10 protein-coding genes are annotated in these 21,765 nt (G+C 35.8%); all 10 read left to right on the top strand.

The features are described from left to right. Positions 1-258 precede the first annotated feature (258 nt). Positions 259-1,971 carry a ShlB/FhaC/HecB family hemolysin secretion/activation protein gene (locus GTK47_RS14930; protein ID WP_165124581.1) on the top strand — a complete coding sequence of 571 codons (1,713 nt, stop codon included), beginning with the start codon at positions 259-261 and terminating at the stop codon, positions 1,969-1,971. A gap of 80 nt (positions 1,972-2,051) precedes the next feature. Then, a complete protein-coding gene (locus GTK47_RS14925) occupies positions 2,052-15,419 on the top strand; it encodes a hemagglutinin repeat-containing protein (RefSeq protein WP_165124578.1) in 13,368 nt (4,455 codons plus the stop codon). Between the two features lies 1 nt (position 15,420). Further along, complete coding sequence (locus tag GTK47_RS14920) at positions 15,421-15,675, top strand: hypothetical protein (RefSeq protein ID WP_165124575.1); 255 nt, start codon at positions 15,421-15,423, stop codon at positions 15,673-15,675. Positions 15,676-15,720: 45 nt separating this feature from the next. After that, complete coding sequence (locus GTK47_RS14915) at positions 15,721-16,773, top strand: VENN motif pre-toxin domain-containing protein (RefSeq protein WP_165124572.1); 1,053 nt, start codon at positions 15,721-15,723, stop codon at positions 16,771-16,773. Continuing rightward, the gene (locus GTK47_RS14910; protein WP_098943395.1) at positions 16,770-17,021 is read left to right on the top strand and encodes a hypothetical protein; all 252 of its coding nucleotides are present in this window, start codon (positions 16,770-16,772) and stop codon (positions 17,019-17,021) included. The genes GTK47_RS14915 and GTK47_RS14910 overlap by 4 nt, the downstream gene beginning before the upstream one ends. 355 nt (positions 17,022-17,376) lie before the next feature. Further along, positions 17,377-17,505 carry a hypothetical protein gene (locus GTK47_RS20640; RefSeq protein WP_264371826.1) on the top strand — a complete coding sequence of 43 codons (129 nt, stop codon included), beginning with the start codon at positions 17,377-17,379 and terminating at the stop codon, positions 17,503-17,505. A gap of 2 nt (positions 17,506-17,507) precedes the next feature. Next, positions 17,508-17,837 carry a hypothetical protein gene (locus GTK47_RS14905; RefSeq protein ID WP_165124569.1) on the top strand — a complete coding sequence of 110 codons (330 nt, stop codon included), beginning with the start codon at positions 17,508-17,510 and terminating at the stop codon, positions 17,835-17,837. A 232-nt stretch (positions 17,838-18,069) separates the two neighbouring features. Beyond that, positions 18,070-19,320, top strand: coding sequence for a VENN motif pre-toxin domain-containing protein (locus tag GTK47_RS14900; RefSeq protein WP_165124566.1), 1,251 nt, complete (start codon positions 18,070-18,072; stop codon positions 19,318-19,320). Positions 19,321-19,944: 624 nt separating this feature from the next. Next, positions 19,945-21,447, top strand: a complete 1,503-nt coding sequence (locus GTK47_RS14895; RefSeq protein WP_165124563.1) for a VENN motif pre-toxin domain-containing protein — start codon at positions 19,945-19,947, stop codon at positions 21,445-21,447. Beyond that, positions 21,431-21,670, top strand: a complete 240-nt coding sequence (locus GTK47_RS14890; RefSeq protein ID WP_109402977.1) for a hypothetical protein — start codon at positions 21,431-21,433, stop codon at positions 21,668-21,670. The genes GTK47_RS14895 and GTK47_RS14890 overlap by 17 nt, the downstream gene beginning before the upstream one ends. Positions 21,671-21,765 lie beyond the last annotated feature (95 nt).

The following is a 21,765-nucleotide window of genomic DNA, read 5'->3' as shown; positions in this document are numbered from 1 at the left end:
ATTTAAAATACAATTTATTTTAATTTTTATAATTAATTAAGATTAACATTAATTAATTTATTAAGTAATTTTTGTGATTATATAAGGCTGATTTTTTAACATAAGTTGATTTTTTAAATCTTTATATTGTAAAACTTACGGTATTTTATTTGTTATTCATTTTTTGATATTTACTTTATATACTTTAATATCAATAATGTTAAAGATTAGATGTATCCTAAATACAATTAAAATCACACACTCTATTTATTTTACAATATGAAAAAAATTATACTCTTTTTAAATTTATGGGTGTTTTTTACGCTCTTTAATACTCCCATATCTTCAGCAGATGCTTCTGAAAAAGCGACGGAAATCTTTAATCAGCAACAACAGCATAATCAAAGTCAACAAGAAGCACTTTATCAACAATTAACACCTGAAATACCTAATATATATTTTGATATTAGTAAATATGAAGAAGAAGAGAATAAAACAGAAGAAAAGCTTTGCTTCCAAATAGAACACATTGAAATAACAAATGCCGAAGTTATTCCCCATTGGGTTAATTTACCTCTTTTTAAAACTGAATTTATAGGACAATGTTTGGGGGTAAAAGGAATAAACGCTTTAGTGACTCGTATGCAAAATAGGTTATTAATGCATGGGTGGATCACCACGCGTATTGTTGTACCTGAACAAGATATTAGTCGCGGAACTTTATATCTAACAATAGTTCCCGGCATTATTCGCAATGTTAAGTTTACAGATGACTCTGATAAATACGCCTTACTGTATACCAGTATGCCTGCACATAAAAAACAACTACTCGATTTACGAGATATTGAACAAGGGTTAGAAAATCTGCAACGATTACCGGTTGTTAATGCAGAAATGGAAATAAAGCCAGGTGAAAATGCAGGTGAAAGCGACATTGTGATAAAGCGAAAACAATCTCGTTTCTGGCATACTTCATTGTGGATAAATGATGCCGGAACACCTGCAACAGGGCGTTATCAAGGTGGTTTAATGTTAGCACTAGATAATCCTTTAGCGCTGAGTGATTTGTTCTATTTATCAACAGAACGTGATTTAGACTTTGCTGGTAGTAAGAATAATCAAAATATCATGGCGCATTATTCAGTGCCTTTTGGCTATTGGTTATTCGATATTAACGCCTCGAAATATGATTACTCCCAGACTGTAGCAGGTCATATTAAAGATATTCTCTATTCAGGAGAAAGTGATAGCGTTAATGCAGGTGTGTCATACATTCTCTTTCGTAATCAAAATAGTAAAACAACATTACGTTATGGTGTTCAAGCTAAAGTATTACGAAATTATATTGATAATACTGAAATTGAAATACAACGCCGACGAGTGAGTCATTGGCTAGTGAATCTCTCGCATCGTCAATATTTTAGCTTTGGGACTTTGGACGGTAGTATAAATTACCAAAAAGGAACTCGCTGGTTTGGTTCAATGGCGGCTTACGAAGAGAAGTATCTTGATAATTACTATGCAACAGATAAAGCGAATATTTTAACGTGGCGAGCTGAATTAGATATTCCAATATCTATTGCCCAACAGCAATTTAAATACCAAGCAAGCTATCGCAAACAAATGACTCACGATGCATTAACACCCATTGACCAATTTGCAATTGGTAATCGTTGGTCTATTCGTGGATTTGATGGTGAAAGAACACTCAGTGCAAATGAAGGTTGGTTTTTACAAAATACATTGAGTTGGCGATATCCTGCTACAGAACAGTTTATTTACCTTGGTGCGGACTATGGTGAGTTAAAAACAAATACGGATAATCCTCGATTATTAGGTAAACATCTTGCTGGTGGTGTTGTGGGTATAAAAGGTTCGTTATTTTCATCCACAATAAAATATGATTCATTTATTGGCACGCCATTATCTAAACCTGATGGCTTTAAAACGGATCATGTTAATTTGGGATTTAGTATTAATTTTAATTATTAAAATACAGAATTAACTCAAATATTAAATAAAAAATAATAATTAAATGAAATTTTGTTGTCTTAATGGCAAGGATCTAACACATGAATAAATTATGTTATCGCGTTATTTATAATCGTACACGACAGTTAATGGTTGTCGTTTCTGAATTAACTAAATCAAGTGGTGAAAATAATAAACGAAATAATATTATTTCATCGCCTATTCGTACATCACTTAATAGTGTGGCCTTTATTTTACTATTAATGCAGGGATTAGTGAGTTTTTCAGCACAAGCAAGTCAAATTATTGCTGATCAACATGCGCCTCAAAATCAACAAGCAACGGTATTACAAACAAGTAATGGACTTGCTCAAGTTAACATTCAGCAACCGAATCAACATGGTGTTTCTCGTAACCAATTTACACAATTCGATGTTGATAATAAAGGCGCAATCTTAAATAACAGTTTGCAAGATACGCAAACTCAGTTAGCAGGCATGATCACAGGCAATCCTTGGCTAGTTAATGGTGAAGCTAAAGTTATTTTAAATGAAATTAATAGCCAAAATCCGAGCCAATTAAATGGTTTTATTGAGGTTGCAGGTCAACGTGCTGAAATTATTATTGCGAATCCAGCAGGGATCAGTTGCCAAGGTTGTGGCTTTATTAATGCAGTAAATACCACATTAGTTGCCGGTAATGCACTAACACAAGATGGTGCAATTACTGGATATGAAATTAACAATGGTAAAATTGTTATTTCAGGAAATGGATTAAATGATACAGCGAGTGATTACACGCGTATTTTAGCGCGAGCGGTAGAAGTAAACTCACGTCTTCAAGCTAATAAATTAGAAATTACGACAGGGAAAAATATATTAGATAACGAAGGTAATATTGTAAATCAGGATGACAAAGCTGAAAAACAAACTGACTATGCAATCGATGTTGCACTGGTTGGTGGTATGTATGCTAATAAAATAAAGCTTGTTGGTACTGAGCATGGTGTAGGTGTACGTAATGCTGGAGAAATTGGTGCTGATATTGGTGGTTTAACTCTTAATGAAAATGGGCAGTTAGTTAATAGTGGTAAAATACAATCTTATTCAGAATTAGATATAAAAACAACGAGCCTTAACAATCAGGGGTCTATCGTTGGTAAGCAAAACCTAAATGTTACTGTTGAAAACCATTTAGCAAATAGTGGTACGTTACAAGCTAAAAATAATATTCAAGTTGATGCAAAAGGAACTGTTTCTCAAACGGAAACAGGTAAATTTCTTGCACAAGAAAATATTCAGATTGATGCTAAAAACTATTTGGCAGAGAAAAAAAGCCAGTTAGGTGCTGGCGTTGATAATAAAGGTAATATCTCAAAACCTGCAACGTTGACATTAAATATAAAGGATGAATTAAATTCTGCGGGCCAACATTTAAGTAGTAGTAATATTGCTTTTAATGCTAAGAGTATTGATCTTTCAAATAGTCATACTCAGGGTAAATCACTGCAAGTAAAAGCGGCAGAAGGCCACGTAACTTCTGATTCAGCTCAGGTTAATGCTGAAAATATAGTGCTTGATGCGGGTACTTATATCTCAAATCGCCACGGTGAAATTAAAGGTGAAACAGTTTCACTTACAGCACCTCAATTGATTGATAATACCAAGGGGAAAATTACACAAACAGGCTCTCGTGAATTATCTTTCAATGCAAATGAGTTAAATAATCAACAAGGTGAAATTAATGCACAAGGTGTGCTGACGTTTAACAGCCCAATATTAAACAACCAAAAAGGAAATATTCAAAGTCTAGGTAATCAATTAATAGTAAAAGCAACAGAACTGAATAACCAGCAAGGTATTATTTCTTTACCCAAACAAGGGCTATTAGCTATAGAAGCCCAACATCTTTCTGGAAGAGAGGGAACATTATTATCAGCGGGAGACTTATCTTTACAAGGTCAACTGCTTGATTTAGAAAAAGCAACAACGCAGGCTGATAATGTAACTATTACTGCAACTAATCTGAATCATGATAATGCGACCTTAAAGCAAACAGGTGATAAGACAACTTTTATTACAGTCAAACAAGCACTCAGTAATCAACAAGGCAAAATTCAGACTCAGGATCAGTTAACGCTTAAAGCAAGTATAATTAATAATAATCAAGGCGAAATCAGAACATTAAATAATGATCTTGCTATAACAACGCAACAAGATTTGATCAATACTGAAGGTAAATTAATTGCAACTGCTCAGAATAAAATCGATGCAGGTCAATTAGATAATTCAAAAGGCCTTGTACAGGCTGAAAAAAATATTTCACTTACCTTAATGAATGAGTTGAATAATCATTCAGGTAAGATTATCACGTCGGAAGATAGTCAAATCCAAGCAGGTCGATTGAACAATCAGCAAGGTGAAATTGGTGCGAATACATTAAATATAATGTTGAGTAACGAAGCGAATAATAATAAAGGCATTATTCTCGCTCAAGATACACTCCATTTTACAGCAAAAGGTATCGATAATAATGAAGGCAGTATCCAATCTGAAAGTAACATGTGGATTGATACCAAAGGATATACATTAAATAATCAAAATACCCAGCATTCAGGCGGTATAATTAGCCGTATTGCATTAAATTTACTAACGGGAAATATCAATAATATTCAAGGTGTTATTAATGCCAGCAAAACAATTGACATACAAGCCAAAACAGTCAATAACCTAAGAGGGCAAATAGCGACTAAGGCGAATTTTACTGCTGAGACTCAAGGCTGGAATAATACTTCAGGATTAATACACGCATTAAATATTACAATAAATACTAATAAACAAAAGTTTATTAATCGGAATACACAAGATAATCAAGGCATTCAGGCTGGTCAAAAACTACAATTAAATACGGGTGTTTTAGATAACCATAAAGGTGATATTGGTGGAAAAACCGTATTGTTAACAACAGAAGGGCTAGATAACGGGCAAGGTATCATTGATGGACAAACGTTAGATCTGAACACAGGTAAATTTACCTTGATTAACCAATTCGGGAAAATAAGTTTAACTGAAGCTGCAGATTTAAAAACGGGTGAAATTAATAATCAACAAGGGTTAATTATTACAGGTAAAGATTTAACAATTAATAGCCATCAGCAAATAATCAATAATCGTGAAACAAAAAAGAGTGGTGGTATTGTTAGTCAAGGAAAATTAACACTAGAGAGTGGAGAGCTTGATAATCAACAAGGACAAATGCTTGCTAAGCAAGGTATAAATTTAACAACCCAAACTGTAAAAAACAATACAGGTAAAATTGTTAGTGAATTATCGAGTTTAACATTTAAAGGATTATCGTTAGATAATACTCAAGGCCATCTCTTTTCTTCTAAAAATTTGCTATTAACGTTAAGTGATAAATTGACCAATCACTTTACGAAAGAGAACGACCAAGGTATTGAAGCACAAGGGTTATTAACTATTACTAGTGGAAATATTGATAGCACCAAAGGGCGTATTGTTTCTGGTGGAAAATTAATATTAGAAAGTAGTGATCTTATTAATAAACAAGGAATTTTAGGTAGTCTAAATAATAATTTATCTATTACTAGTAAAGCAATAAATAATGATGATGGCTCAATCAGTGCTTATGATATTACTATTAATACACAAGGTGAACATTTAAGTAATCAAAGCCAACAAAATAGTAGCCAAATTTTTAGTAAGCATAACCTTACGATTGAAAGCGGTGCAATAGATAATACTAAAGGTAAATTAGTTGGTAAAAATACAATTAATATTACGAGTGATGGAGATTTAAATAACCAACAAGGTCAAATATCCAGCACTCATTCTTTAGATATAACGACAAACAGCTTAAATAATGCTCGGGGGCAGATTTCCTCAAATAAAGCTATCACGGTAACCTCCGATAATAATATAGATAATACAGAAGGAAAAATAGAAGGACGTGATAGTATTAGGATTGAAAATAATGGCCAATTTAATAATACATTAGGCGAAATTATTGGGAAAAATAGTGTCGGTATTTTATCTCAGGGTGATTTAATTAACTACAAAGGGTGTTTAGGGAGTGAAAAATCATCAGTAACACTAAATACCTATAAAATTGATAACCGTTATGGTGTTATATCAGCACAAAGTACTTTAGAGTTAGATTCCAATAAATATACTATTAATAATACTGATACTAGCCAAAGTGGTGGTATTGTTAGTCAAAAAAATATTATCTTAAAAAGTGGTGAATTAAATAATGAAAAAGGTCATTTAATTGCTAAAACTGACCTGAATATTGATACTCATCAGCAAAAAATAATTAATAATAATGGAATTATATCTGCTGATAATGGCATGTTAACGGTAGACTCAACGGCTATAAATAATATATCTGGGTTGATTTATTCTCTTAAAAACATGCTTGTTAATACTCAAGATCATGATATTGATAACAGCGATACTAAGAATAATAAGGGGATCTTGACCAAAGGAAATTTATTATTAAATGCAGGTAATATTTTTAATGTGCAAGGTAACTTAAGTGCTGAAGGCTTAGCAAAGATAACTTTTAATATATTAAATAGTGAACAAGGAAGACTTGCTAGTTTACAAAATAATCTAACCTTAACAGGAAATCAGCTTAATAATAACAAAGGATTAGTTTACGCATCAGAAGAACTCAAAATAATACTAAAAGAGTCACTCAGTAATAATGAAACAGTTGATGAGCTAGGTATTATTAGCCATGGTAATATTGAAATTACAGCGAAAAATTTTGATAACCAACAGGGGCGTTTGATTGCCAAAAAAGATAATCAGCTATCTTTGAATGAAATTAATAATCAGCAAGGCACAATAGCAAGCCAAGCTGAAAAATTAATAGTAAACAGTCAATCATTATTTAATTCTTCAGGATTAATAAGTGCTTTTTCCTTATTGGATATTAATACCCACAAACAGAAAATAGATAATCAGCAGGGTGTAATAGTTAGCCAGTCTGACAATATCACTATCAATAGTGGTGAAATAATTAATAATTCAGGCTTAATCACGGGGATAAAAAATGTAGAAATTAACACTCATGATCAACATTTTGATAATAGTCACACAAAAGAGAGTGGCGGTATTATTAGCAAAGGAGAGTTAACGATCCATGTAGGTGATTTTATTAATGAAGATGGAAAAATAATATCGACAGCAAAGCAATCCCTTTTTACTCAAGATATTAATAATAAAAAAGGAAAAATAGGGAGCTTGCAAGAGAGTGTTTCTATTGAAAGTCTGGCTATTAATAATCAAAATGGATTAATTAGTGCTAATAATAATCTAACTATTACCACTCATGATAATGAATTTGATAATAGTAACTCTTTATCTAATGCAGGTGTGATTAGCCAAGGTACACTTAATTTATATACGGGAAAATTAAATAACCAGTCTGGATATCTATTTTCTGCAAAATCACTATTACTTAATAGTTTTGGATTAAATAATCAAAATGGCGAAATTGCCAGTCAATCTAATGGCCTTAAATTAGTAACACAAGCACTAAATAATCAAAAAGGGACACTTTATTCGGCAGGCTCTTTCTCATTAGATACTCAAAGTAATCAATTAGATAATAGCCAAACCTTGACTAAAGGTATTATTAGTAAAGGTCCGTTGATACTAAAAACGGGTGATATAATTAATACTCAAGGACGATTAGTTTCGGACGATAACGTTAATATCACAAGTGGTAAATTGATTAATAACCAAGCACAGCTTGGTAGTCAATATGGTAAGTTAAATCTGACCACAGCAGAAATTGAAAACAACAAAGGTGTAATTACTGCGAAAAATGACTTAATCATTAAAGCACAACAACAAAAAATTAATAACCAAAATGGAACAATAAGTACCTTAGCTAAACTGGTTATAAATAGTGGTGATTTGATTAATCACTTTGGAAAGATTGCATCTAATCAATATGCTGATATTACAGCAAAACAACTCGATAACACAAAAGGCACTATTGCAAGTAATAGTGATAAGCTGAAATTACAAACAAAAGATGTTAATAATAATCAAGGTCTGATTTATGCGGAAAAAGCATTAACAATTTATGCTGATGGCGAATTAAAGAATACTGATAATAAAGCAGCTTCAGGTATTGTTGCTAAAGATGATCTTAACCTGAAAGTTAAACAACTTAATAATCAGGAAGGATTAATTTCAGTAGTCGGAAATTTAGATCTAACTAGCCTTGAAAAAATCAATAACCAACAGGGGTTAGTCACTGTTGGGGGAAAAACAGATTTAACAACCCCCCAACTAAATAATTTTCAAGGAAAAATCTCATCTTTTGGCTTATTAAAAATAAATCATGGTGATTTTCTATTCAATAATCGTGAAGGTAGTTTAGTTTCTTCGGATAACATTTGGCTAAAAAGCGGCATATTAGATAATCAATACGGTAGCATTACTGCAAATAATACAGTAACGATTAACAGTGCTGATTTACAGAATAATCAAGGTACATTATATGCAAAATCGACTTTAAAAATTAGTGCTCAAAAACTAGATAATACAGAAGGATTATTACAATCCGATAATCAGCTATCAATAAATACCAATAAAAAAGCACTAATCAATACTAAAGGTAGCGTAATTAGCGGTACGGAAACACAATTAAATGTGGGTACCTTAAACAATCAAAAAGGCCATATTCAAGCCATTGAAAAGCTTAATATTCAATTAAATGAACAAGCATTAGATAATCAACAAGGAACGTTATTATCCAAAAAAGATATTATTATTCAAGGAAGTAGCATAAATAATAAAGACGGAAGTATTGTTAGCGGAAATAATACCAATATTACGTTGGATCAAGATTTTAATAACCAATTAGGACAGGTTCAATCTCAAGGCTTGTTAGTCCTCAATGCTCAGAAACTAGATAACCAGCAAACTCAAAATGATGAATTAGGACTAAAGGCAAGTAATATTCATATTTCAACTAATGAACTTCTTAACCATCAAGGTGTTATTCAGACGAGTGAATTATTAAAATTAACATCAACGGAAAAACTAAATAATCAAAGTGGTTTGATTTCCGCAAATGAATTAACTATTGGTGGATCACCAAAAAATAACTTAGCCATTGATAATAAAAAAGGGCTGTTAGCTGCAACGGCACAGCTTCGTTTATGGGCTGAAAATTTAACAGGCGATGGTGACGTTATCTCGGCAGGTAAAAGTGAAATTCAGCTCAAGAATGCTTTTGTATTAGATGAAAACGCCACAATTAAAGCTCAGGATTCATTAATATTTTCTTCAGAACAAAGAATTGATAATCGTGGATTTATTTATGCAGGTGAGCAACTTTCACTGCAAGCAACAAGCTTTACTAATTATGAACCTGTAAAAAATAATGAGATCATTACAGCACGTATTGCAAGAAGTGTTGATGAGTATGAAAAACGTAATGGTGAAGTGAGCGCTAAAAATCTGGCGATTACAGTATCAGACAATCTGCACAATACAGGGTTGATTGATGCCTTCGGGGGAAAACTTTCCTTAATTGCAACGACAATCTATAACCAAGTTGGTGGTCGTATATATGGCGATAATATTTATATAAAAAGTCAGCAATTTGATAATTGTGCGAAACTTGATGAGATTGCGCCAGTATTAGCATCTCGTGAAAATTTACAGCTTTTCAGTAATACAATAAATAATCGTAATCATGCCTTGATTTATAGTGGTGATGATATGGCAATTGCGGGTTTTGATACTGAAAATTTGCCAGAAAGTGTTGCTGCTGATGTATTAAATAATGAAAGTGCATCAATTGAAGCAAATGGGAATTTATTTGCTCATGTTTCAGAAATTAATAACCGTGATCTCTATTTAAAAATAAGTGATCCTGAAAAAGTGTCTGAAATTCCAATGTATCAATTTGGTGTTGATTACAGTAGTGATAAATTTGACGCTGATGATAAGCGAATTTGGTACAATATCGATACGCGTGAACATTTATTAAATATTAATGGTAGACAATATAAAGATTTTTATGAATTTAAATATAATATCGTTACAGAAGAATCGAAGTTATTACACCGTGATCCTGCATTAATATTAGCGGGCAAAGATATCACTCTAAAAGGTGATAATTTAAATAATATAGATAGCCATATTATTGCAGGTGGAAAACTGATTATTGATGGAATGCATATTAATAATCAGGAAACTGCTGGGCAACATATTGAATACCATGAAGGTACAGCAATAAAGCATAAACGCCCAGGTAAACGAGGGCTTCGTGGTAAGAAAAGAGAGAGTTCATCTAAAAGTAGTCATTATGGGCCATTTGAGGTAGTGACTGATTTGCCATTGGGCTTACTAGAATATAAAGAAAACAGTAATCAAACGTCAGATAAACGCCCAGAAGCAAGTAAAACTGATGAAGTTATTATATCGGCTAAGCCAAGGTTTGGTCTTCTAACTATTAAAGAAAAGAGTATTGATGTTTATACTGAAAATATTGCTTCTATTACCTTAGATAAAGGCACCGAAAAATTAGCTGATGAATTGTCGTTAACGCAACATCAAGATAATTTATTAACTGAACAAAATGATTTTATCTTATCAGGGAAGATAGAGACAAAAAAACTTGATGGAACTATTGAGCAAAAAACGGCTGAAAATAAAGTTTTAAAAGTAGGTGATGAAGTCTCTATTACTGAAATTAAACAGACTGAAATTAATCAGCCAAATTTAACCCTACCTGAAATAAAACATGTAGATAAACAGCCTATAGTGCAACAGCCTATTGGTAAAATTATTACAGTACCTCAATTAGATAAACCAACAGAAAATAAAACTATTGAAGTTAATATTCAAACAGTAGCACCAATATTGAAATTACCTGAGAATCGTTTATTTAACTTAAATAAAGGAACGGATAGTCAATATATTGTTGAAACAGACTCTCGTTTTACCAATAAAAGAGAGTGGTTAAGCTCAGATTATATGCAAAATGCATTATCTGTTGATCACAATAATACACATAAACGTATTGGTGATGGTTTCTATGAACAACGCATAGTACGCGATCAAATTATTCAATTAACGGGTAATCAATATTTATATGGGCATAATGATAATGAGCAGCAATATCATGCATTGATGGATGCAGGTATTCGTTTTAGTGAAGAGTTTGGTATTAAACCGGGTGTAACACTAACACCAGAACAAATGGCAATGATCACGGCTGATATGGTGCTATTAACCAGCAGGGAAATCACTTTACCTAATGGTTCCGTTGAAAAAGTGTTGGTGCCACAAGTTTATGCCAGAGTATTACCCGGTGATTTACAAAATAGTGGCGCATTACTTTCGGGTAGTGAGGTTATTTTAAATAATATTCCAGAGCTGAAAAACCAAGGTACTATTTTAAGTAAAAATGGATTACAAGCATCAACAGATAATTTAATAAACCAAGGTCTTATAAAAGGAAAGACGGTTGATTTAACAGCGTTGCATGATATTAAAAATGAGGGCGGCCAAATTGCAGGGCAGAGTCGCGTTAATTTGCAAGCCGGTGATTCTCTTATTAGTACTGCGACAACAAAGGGTGACGAGACTAATCAATGGATAAATCGTGGCGCTGCCATTTATTTAACTGAGCCTGATGGTGAAATTGCATTAAAGGCAACACGTAATTTAGAACTGACGGCAACAGATATTTTAGCCGGTGGTAATAGCCGAGTTTTATTAAATGCAGGTGAAAATATTGAGTTAGGAACTATCAATACGGTTCGCCAAGAAAATATAGATTGGGATAGTAAAAATTATCTGCATAAAACGACGCAAGAAGAGATAGGCTCTCGTCTTTATGCTGGCGATATTACATTGCAATCAGGTGAGGATATTCATCTTACAGCAACAGATATTCAAGCCACGGGACTGTTAGGATTACATGCTGGTAATGATATTTCGCTAAATAGTGGTTACTCCTCAATTGATCAAATTGCCCATGGTGTCACAAAAGACAAATCGTTTGGTTCATCGGAAACACGCACTACGCATGCTGAAATTCATAATAAACAGGCAACAGGCTCTCTATTAAAAGGGAATGAAATTTCGGTTTCTGCAGGCAATAATTTAACGGCACAAGGCAGTGAAATTATAGCAACACAAGATATTAATCTGGATGCTGGTAATCAATTATCACTAACAACGGCACAAGAATTAGAGTTCCAATCTTATGAAGAAAAGATCAAAAAATCAGGGATTGGCGGTACCGGCGGTATTGGTTTTACCGTCGGAAAATCAACTTTTGAACAGCTGAATAACAGTGATGCGATTACTTATAAAGGTAGTGTAATCGGCAGTACTGAGGGTAATATTCGTATAAATTCGGGCGATGCTCTCACTATAGATGGCAGTGAAATGATTGCCAAAAAGGAGATATCTCTTACTGGGGATTCTGTTGACATTTCTTCTTCTGAAAATAGCTATACCGAATTAAGTCGAACCAAAAGTAAACAAAGTGGTGTGACGGTTGCCCTAAGCGGTACGGCAGGAAGTGCTATCAATGGCGCTATTGCGGGATACAAAGCCGCCAAAGAAACTGACGATAGCCAAATTAGTACCTTACAAAGTATCAAAGCTGGGCTTTCTGGGGCTCAAGCAGCGGGTGCAGTGGCGTTAGATAATGCCCAATCAGGTACAGATAATGAAAGCACAACATTAATTGGCGCTAATGTTTCTTATGGTAAAAGCTCGTCTGAATCAGAAACCATACACCAACGAAATATTGCTCAAGGCAGTAGTTTAAGTGCAGGTGAAAGCCTCTCTATCACCGCAACAGGTAAAGAAACAGGCGATATCACGGTTACGGGCAGTGAACTGCAAGCTGGCAACGATCTCTCGTTGATAGCTACTCGCGATATCAATTTACAGTCAGCACAAAACCAAGAAACAACAGACAGCAAAAACGAAAGTAAAAGTGCTTCTGTTGGCGTTGGTGTCACCGTGGGCTCTGGCGGTGTTGGCGTTAACATTAATGCCAATGGTAGTCGAGGTAAGGGATTTGAGGAGGGCGATCACACCTATTACACCAATACGACGCTAAATGCAGGGCAAACTCTCACCTTACAAAGCGGTCAAGATACAACCCTAAAAGGCGCGCAAGCTCAAGGTGATAAAGTTATTGCTAAAGTGGGTGGGGATTTACACCTTGAAAGCCAGCAATCCATTGATGACTACAAATCGAAGCAATCGAGTGAAAGTGTGGGGGGTAGTGTCAATGTGATGGGCACACCGGGAGGTTCAGCCAATATCTCGTTTAGTCGCGATAAAATGGACAGTAAATACCGTTCAGTGGAAGAACAAACTGGCTTATTTGCAGGCAATCAAGGATTTGATCTTACGGTGGGTAAACATACCCAGCTTGATGGTGCGGTGATCAGCAGTAAAGCCGATGCAAAAAATAATCAGTTAGATACAGGTACATTAGGCTTTAGTGATATCCATAATTACGCAGAATATAAAGTTGAGCATCAATCTGGTGGTGTAAGTACTTCAGGTGGCGTTGAAGGGAATATGCTGGCGAATATGGGCCATGCGTTAGCAATGGCAGGCAACCATAGTGATAGCGCTGAAAACACTACCCAATCAGCAGTATCACAAGGGACATGGAGAGTCCGCGATAGCGACAATCAACAGCAAGATATCGCGCAATTAAGCCAAGATACTGATAATGCTCACAGCACGTTAAATAAAATCTTCGACAAAGAAAAAGAGCAAAATCACCAACAAAAACAACAGTTGGTGGGCGAAATTGGGGCGCAGGTTATCGACTTAGCAACCACGGTGGACACTATTCGTGGTACGAACCAAGCGAAAGCTGATTCAAAACTCGATAATCTTTCTGATACGGCTTACGACAATCTCTATCAAGCCCTTTCAGAAACCAACGATAACGTTACTGAGCGTGATATTCAAAATCACCTCTTCCAGCAAGCCTTACAGGATTATACTAACCAATCCGACTTTGGTACGGGGGGTAAATACACCCGCGCAATCCAAGCCATCACCGCATTTACGCAAGGTGTCATGGGCAACAATATTGTTACCGCGATTGCTAATGGTTCCGCGCCTTATCTTGCTAACGAAGTAAAAAACCAAATTCAAGGTAACAGTGTTGAAAGTGATATTCAGCGCACGATAGCGCATGGATTACTGAATGCAGGCCTTGCGTTGGCAAAAGGTGAGAATGCAGTAGTGCAAGCCTCTGGCGCAATGACAGGGGAAACAGTGGGTATTTTATCGCACTCACTTTATGGCAAAACCCCCGAAGAACTCACCGAGACTGAAAAGCAGAATATAAGTGCATGGGCAACGTTAACTTCAGGGATTGTCGGCGGTTTAATCAGCGATAATAGTGCAGGTGTTGCCAATGCCGCCCAAGCCGGAAAAGTGGTGGTTGAGAATAATGTCTTTGGTCCTAAAGATCTGCCTTCAGGAATGGCCGATTATGGGCAAGCCATGTCATCACTGGCTATTTCGATGGCACAAAATGATAATAGTATAGAGGACATCAATACTGCGTTAACAAGAGCGACGAAAGGAGTTCACCCTGAGGGGCAAGATCCGGCTTTAGGGATAATGATTGCATGGGGAAATATTACGGGTATACCGCTTGATGTGTTTTTAACACAACAAGAGATGACACTAGAAAAAGCAGCTGAAATAGTGGGAGGGACTCCGCCGACTACAACAGCGAAAGCCCTTCAATTTATAGCAGCAAAAACCTATTTGGCATTTGTTAAAAGCGGTAAGGAAATACCCAGTTGGGATGCAGGAAGGGGCCAATATAGCTTTAAAGATTCGAAGTTACCATCAAATCCAACATCACAATCTTCAAGTGGTATTTGGAAACCAGCGGATCCAAATTTATATGTTGATGGCATTATATCGAATACAAAAGCAAAAGAAATTATCAGTATACCGCATGGGCAGAGGCCTGATCCATCAACATACATGACAGAATCGGAAATCGGTGCTCATTTAGCTAAGTTTGATGATGGTGCTGTACGTTTTACATCTAAAAATTCATATAACAAGTATAATACTGCAGGGCCTGATGGCGGTTTTGTAATGCCAGCGGCAGAGTTTGATAGAGTTATGGTTGAAGCGAGAGGAAACTTATCAATTGTAGAGAAAAAACTAGGTTTAGATAAAGGTTATTTAAGTAATTCTGATACGATGGCTGTTTACATCAAAAAAGAAGATTTTAAAGGATTAAAAGTTCCGTCTGGTAATGAACCGGGTGCTAATCAACATTGGACACCTGGAGGAAAAACATCAGGGGGTGTTTCAGAGGCTGTCATGGACTTTTCTCATAAACCAAAAGTTGAAATCGTAGATATAAATAACTACAAAAAGATAAAACAAGGTGATTAATATGACTTTTAGTAAATATTTTAAAACTATCCCCGCACCTGAATATACAGAACCTAAATTAACTCAGGGGGAGTTTTCTACAGATCCGAGTTGGTGGAGACTTAAAGAAGAAAATGGTCAGTATATTTTTTCTTGCTTATCAGGCGCCTTAGTTGGTGATGAATGTCATGCAGAAGTTACAAAAGAAGAAAATGATAAATTGCGTAGCGGTGAAATGACAGCGATTGAAATCTGTAGGAAATATCAAATAGGTTAATACACCCGCGCAATCCAAGCCATCACCGCATTTACGCAAGGTGTCATGGGCAACAATATTGTTACCGCGATTGCTAATGGTTCCGCGCCTTATCTTGCTAATGAAGTGAAAAACCAAATCCAAGGTAACAGTGTTGAAAGTGATATTCAGCGCACGATAGCGCACGGATTACTGAATGCCGGTCTTGCGTTGGCAAAAGGCGAGAATGCCTTAGTGCAAGCCTCTGGCGCAATGACAGGGGAAACAGTGGGTATTTTATCTCACTCACTTTATGGTAAAACCCCCGAAGAACTCACTGAGACTGAAAAGCAGAATATAAGTGCATGGGCAACGTTAACTTCAGGGATTGTCGGCGGTTTAATCAGCGATAATAGCACAGGCGTTGCTAATGCCGCTCAAGCCGGGAAAGTGGTGGTTGAGAATAACTTACTTGGTGGAAATGAGCTAATGCATACTCAACTGGCACAGGAATATGGTAAAGATAGAATGTCATGTGTGGAAAATTCTAATTCTGAATCATGTCAGAGAGGCAAAGCGCTACAACAAGCTTATATTTATGCTTTAGCAACAGGTAGTACGGGAAGTGTTTCTTTGCTTTCAACAAGTGCGCGAGTTATGTGGTTTATCGGTGCAGGTGCCAATTCAGGAGTACAATATATCGATTCAAAAAAAGTTAACCCAGTGAATGCAATAATTGCAGGTTGGGTAAATGTAATGACAATAGGAGAAGGATGGAAAAGTACAGTTTTCTTTAATGCAGCAGGAGGAGCATTGACGAATACGATAAATGATGAAAGTGCAACAATGGGGGCAATCACGACAGGAAGTGGAGCATTAATGGGGTATGGATTAGGTAATTTTATAGTAAAACCTGTAACTAATTGGGTTGGTAAAATAATAACAAAAGGCAATAATCCCGGATTTAATGAAGTGTTGAGAAAATATTCAGAGTCAGAGGTTAAGGGAAGGTCTTATATTATGCAGGAAGTATCCGAAAGTAAAATTTCTTCTGGAGTCAGTAATATGAGTGGTAGTTTTTCGGCTGAATATGGTGCATCTAAATTACAAGAATTAATAGATAAAAGAGAAGAAAAATGAAAAAAGTGTTACTTTTTATCTTTATGATTATTTTATATTCCATTGTAGGAGGGGGAGGTTTATTTCTGATAGGGATCACTTTTGATTTTTTTCTATTTGTTTTTTCTTATTTTTATTTGGATATTCCAATGTCAATATCATTTGAAGATTATAAAGTAGAGCGATTATTAAGGATGAGCATAGGAGGTGGAATTATTCTTGGTATTAGTGTTTTTATTATTCAATTGTCGGAAATGAAAAAAAGATAATTTAAATAATCTTTACAGTTGCATAAGTGTATATTTAAAAAATATAGTGCAGGTATATCAGTTGGAGTAATTATTAATGAAACTCTCAATATATTCATTATTTTTTCTTTTTTATCTTTATCAGGAGAATAGTTTTAACAGATCAAAGCATAAATCAATTAGATTGGATGAATTCTATCAAACTAGGTGGCTTCATTGGTAGCAGTGTTGGAACAGTCGTTTGGATTGTTATGCTATTTAATATTCGTTAGCTTTCGATAGTTTATAAATATCAAAAATTCGCTATAGAGAGTATAAAACCATAGCTGTAGCGCGAAAACACCATCCAATCTGTGGTATACAAGGTACATGGAGAGTGAGTGATAGCGATAATCAACAGCAAGATATCGAGCAATTAAGCCAAGACACTGATAATGCTCACAGCACGTTAGATGGAGAAAAACCCGTGATTAAAACTTTTACTAATGCTCAAAGTGGAAATTAAATATGAACGATCAAATTATATACCAAAAAATTGGACAATTGCTTATTGATTCGAGCCCCTCTGATGCTAAAAAAATTATCGTTAGAGCTCAACTTTTTTGTGAAAGAAATGGTTGTACTTATGAATTTGACTATGTAGATAAAAATAATGAATTAAACTGGTATGATCCTGATGGTAAAGCTATAAATGATTTAACTGATATATTAGAAGATTTGAGAAGTTTTTATATTGATAACATAAAATCGGAAAAAAAATCATTTTGGTATGGGTGTGAAATTACTTTAGATCTAGAAACAATGAAAATTAATATAGATTTTAAGTACGAAGATTAAAATAAGATATTCAGTGATTGCAATTTACATCGTATATTTGGCCTACTTTTAATGTATTAATTTCCATTTAAAAGTAGGTAAAGTGGGATGATGGGAAGAAAAGTTTTCAAATATTTTTGAACTGAGTCTATAAAGGAAATTATTACAGAATTATACCAACCAATCCGACTTTGGTACGGGCGGTAAATATACCCGTGCAATCCAAGCCATCACCGCATTTACGCAAGGTGTAATGGGCAATAGTATTGTTACCGCGATTGCTAATGGTTCAGCCCCTTATCTTGCCAACGAAGTGAAAAACCAAATTCAAGGTAATAGTGTTGAAAGTGATATTCAGCGCACGATAGCGCACGGCTTACTGAATGCAGGCCTTGCATTGGCAAAAGGTGAGGATGCAGTAGTGCAAGCTTCTGGCGCAATGACAGGGGAAATAGTGGGTATTTTATCGCACTCACTTTATGGCAAAACCCCCGAAGAACTCACCGAGACTGAAAAGCAGAATATAAGTGCATGGGCAACGTTAACTTCAGGGATTGTCGGCGGTTTAATCAGCGATAATAGTGCAGGTGTTGCCAATGCCGCCCAAGCCGGGAAAGTGGTGGTTGAGAATAATTATTTAACAGCCAAACAAATAACTTCATGGCTTGAAAAGTATTATCTTGCTTCTACAGATGAGGAAAAAAAACATTTAGTTGAATTAGGAAATAATGTCGATGCAGAACAACAGCAAAAAGCGATAGAAACTAGGATCACTAAAGAACATTTGGTTCAACAACAAGATGAATTAATTTTACTTATTCAATCAGCAGATTGTAATGCTCATTGCAAATCAATTGCTGAATATAGTATCAAAAAACTGGATCCTATCATTGAAAATTATAGTGAATTACAGCGTGGTAATAATACTCCACGAGCCGTTGTTGCAACGACAGCATTAGGTTTACCTATAATGAGTAAGGCTATTAGCCCTTATGTAGCGAGTTGGTTAGGTAGCACTACTGTTGCTAGCCGTGTGGTAGGTGTAACAACTACGGGCACAGCAAATTTAGCCATGCAGGTGCATAATATTAACACAGACCCAAAAGCGAGCTTTAGTTATGCAAGCTTTGGTTCTTCTTTGTTAACAGGAGGAATAACATCAGGAATGGGGTATTGGGGAACGCTCACAACCAATACAACTGGTGCGGGTGTTTCAAGTTTAATTGATGGAGAATCACCTTGGGTCTCAATGGGAGGCGCATTAGTTGGTTCAACAGTCGGCTATGGAGGCACAAAATGGTTAACTCATCATTTTGATAATAAATTTAATCCTTGGTCTAGCGGGCTTAAAGATCGCCCATTAGTTGTAATGCCATCAATTACAGCTCCGCCGAGTGTATCAGTAGTACCAAGTATTGTTGGAAGTACAATTGGAGCTATTGGTTCCGAAGGTGCGAATAAAATAGTTACAGATAAAATAAAAAAATTGAATGACGAGGAATAAAAATGAGATTGCTTAAATACTTTCTTCTACTTTGGGTTGCATTCTCTTTTATGGTTTTCCTTACTCTATTAATAATAAAAGCTCTAATAGAATTAATATTCTATTTCTTAATAGAAGGTAGTCTTTTTTCTATTACTAAAGAGAATCTTATAGATTATATATGTTTGGGAATGGGATTTGGTTTTTTCCTTAGCATAGTTGCTTGTTTAGTCAGTTATCTTGAACATAAAAGACACTAATATTTTTACAAAGAAAAAATGAGCGCTACACTAAGTTTTGTATGATTATTTCACTCCTCAGCCAACTGAATTATTAACAATTTGATTTGGTGGATGAGGAGGGAATATCAAACTCATTCAGCCATCTCTCCTCTCAATAGTCAGTTTTGAGCTTGTGATTTAGTACTAATCCTTTGGCATTATTTTATTAGCATATTTTTCTAATCCAAATTACGATCAATCTTTATCAAGCCCTTTCAGAAATCAACGATAACGTTACTGAGCGTGATATTCAGAATCACCTCTTCCAGCAAGCCTTACAGGATTATACTAACCAATCCGATTTTGGCACGGGGGTAAATATACCCGTGCAATTCAAGCTATTACCGCATTTACGCAAGGTGTAATGGGCAACAATATTGTTACCGCGATTGCTAATGGTTCAGCCCCTTATCTTGCCAACGAAGTGAAAAACCAAATTCAAGGTAATAGTGTTGAAAGTGATATTCAGCGCACGATAGCGCACGGCTTACTGAATGCAGGCCTTGCGTTGGCAAAAGGTGAGAATGCAGTAGTGCAAGCTTCTGGCGCAATGACAGGGGAAACAGTGGGTATTTTATCGCACTCACTTTATGGTAAAACCCCCGAAGAACTCACCGAGACTGAAAAGCAGAATATAAGTGCATGGGCAACGTTAACTTCTGGGATTGTTGGCGGTTTAATCAGCGATAATAGCACCGGAGTTGCCAATGCCGCCCAAGCTGGGAAAGTGGTGGTTGAGAATAACTTTTTGGGAGATATTTCACGCGAGGCATTAGATAAAAACCGTGAGGCATTACGGGAAAACAAATATACGGAGAGGGATGTTCGTGAGTTACTGGCGTTGGAAGCCCGTGACCAAATCAATGATGAACTGTTAAATCAGTACCGGAAAGATCCGGCGTCTTTGACACCGGAGCAGCAACAGAGATTTCTGCAGGAATTGCAGCAATATGCTTATGAAAAAACTCACTTGCACGATACCAAAACTGTCGAACAGCTGGTCATTATGTTGTTAAAAGAAGGGGATTCATCGCTGCTCTCGAACAAAGGCTTCCCATATGCAGGGCGTACAGAAGCGAAAAATGCTTGGGCAGACAAGGAAAGGCAACGGGCATATGAGCAAAACGGATGGCTGGGTGCTCTGAACTGGACACGTACACAAACCGAAGAAGAAAAACTGTTCAGAAAAGCCGATAACCTAGCCAATACGTATGGCTACCACAGAGATAATGCGGCTATTGGTGATGCTCCTCTTCAGGTATTGCAGGGTGGTTTGACAATCCGAGTTATGGCACCGCTATTGGGAGGGGCAGGTAAAGCCACGGCATATTTATTGGGAGATGGGACAGGCAAAATGATGCTCACAACAGGAACAATAGGAGCCACAGCAAATGCTGGGATTCAATATGGATTTACAGGAGAAATCAATTCCGTGGATGTAGTGTTTGCTTTTGGAACAGGCGCTATGACGGCGTATACGAAGCTTGGGGGAACAGTTGCCTGGAATGCAGGCATGGGGGGAGCCGCAAGTATGTTTAAGGGGGATGATCCTTTTACAATACTTACAAATGCCACTACTGCAGGTATTGGTTCTAGCGTGGGATATGGTTTCGCGGGTAAGCCTATAAGTTATGGATGGAATCAATATAAATTGTGGAAAACAGGAGGTTGGGATCCCAAATATAACCCTAAATTGCAAGGTGGAGCTATAAAAGGATTATATGGACTTTCGAAAGATATGAAACCCCATCCTTTGCCTGGTATTTTGGGAAATATAGGCTCTGCCTTTACAACAGAGACTACAAACTTTCTGATGCAAGAGAAAATTAAGGAAGTTGAGGAAAAAAATAGTGAATCAAAAAACTAATCAATTTGAATACTTTCTTGTTATGACTATTTTGTGTGTGGTAGTCCTGTTTATTATGGGGCTGGTTATATACAGCATAGGTGAGTGTATTATTTGGTTATTGATTGGTGGAGATTTTATTTTTTCAATCGAGTTTTTAAAAAAGATTATTAAAGCAAGTCTATGGGCTGGGCTAGTCGTTGGAATAGGGATGTGGTTTATAGAATATAAGTTACGTAGATGATGTTAAGATCCCATCTCAAAATGGTGGGATCTTTCTTTTGGTTATCACTCCGTCTCAATAACCTTGGCTTGTTAGCCCGTGGTACTCATCAATCC

Origin of the sequence: Proteus sp. ZN5 (genome assembly GCF_011046025.1) — a bacterium.
GTDB lineage: Bacteria > Pseudomonadota > Gammaproteobacteria > Enterobacterales > Enterobacteriaceae > Proteus.
The sequence above is the reverse complement of the archived record's forward strand: the minus strand, read 5'-3'. Positions and strand labels throughout refer to the sequence as shown.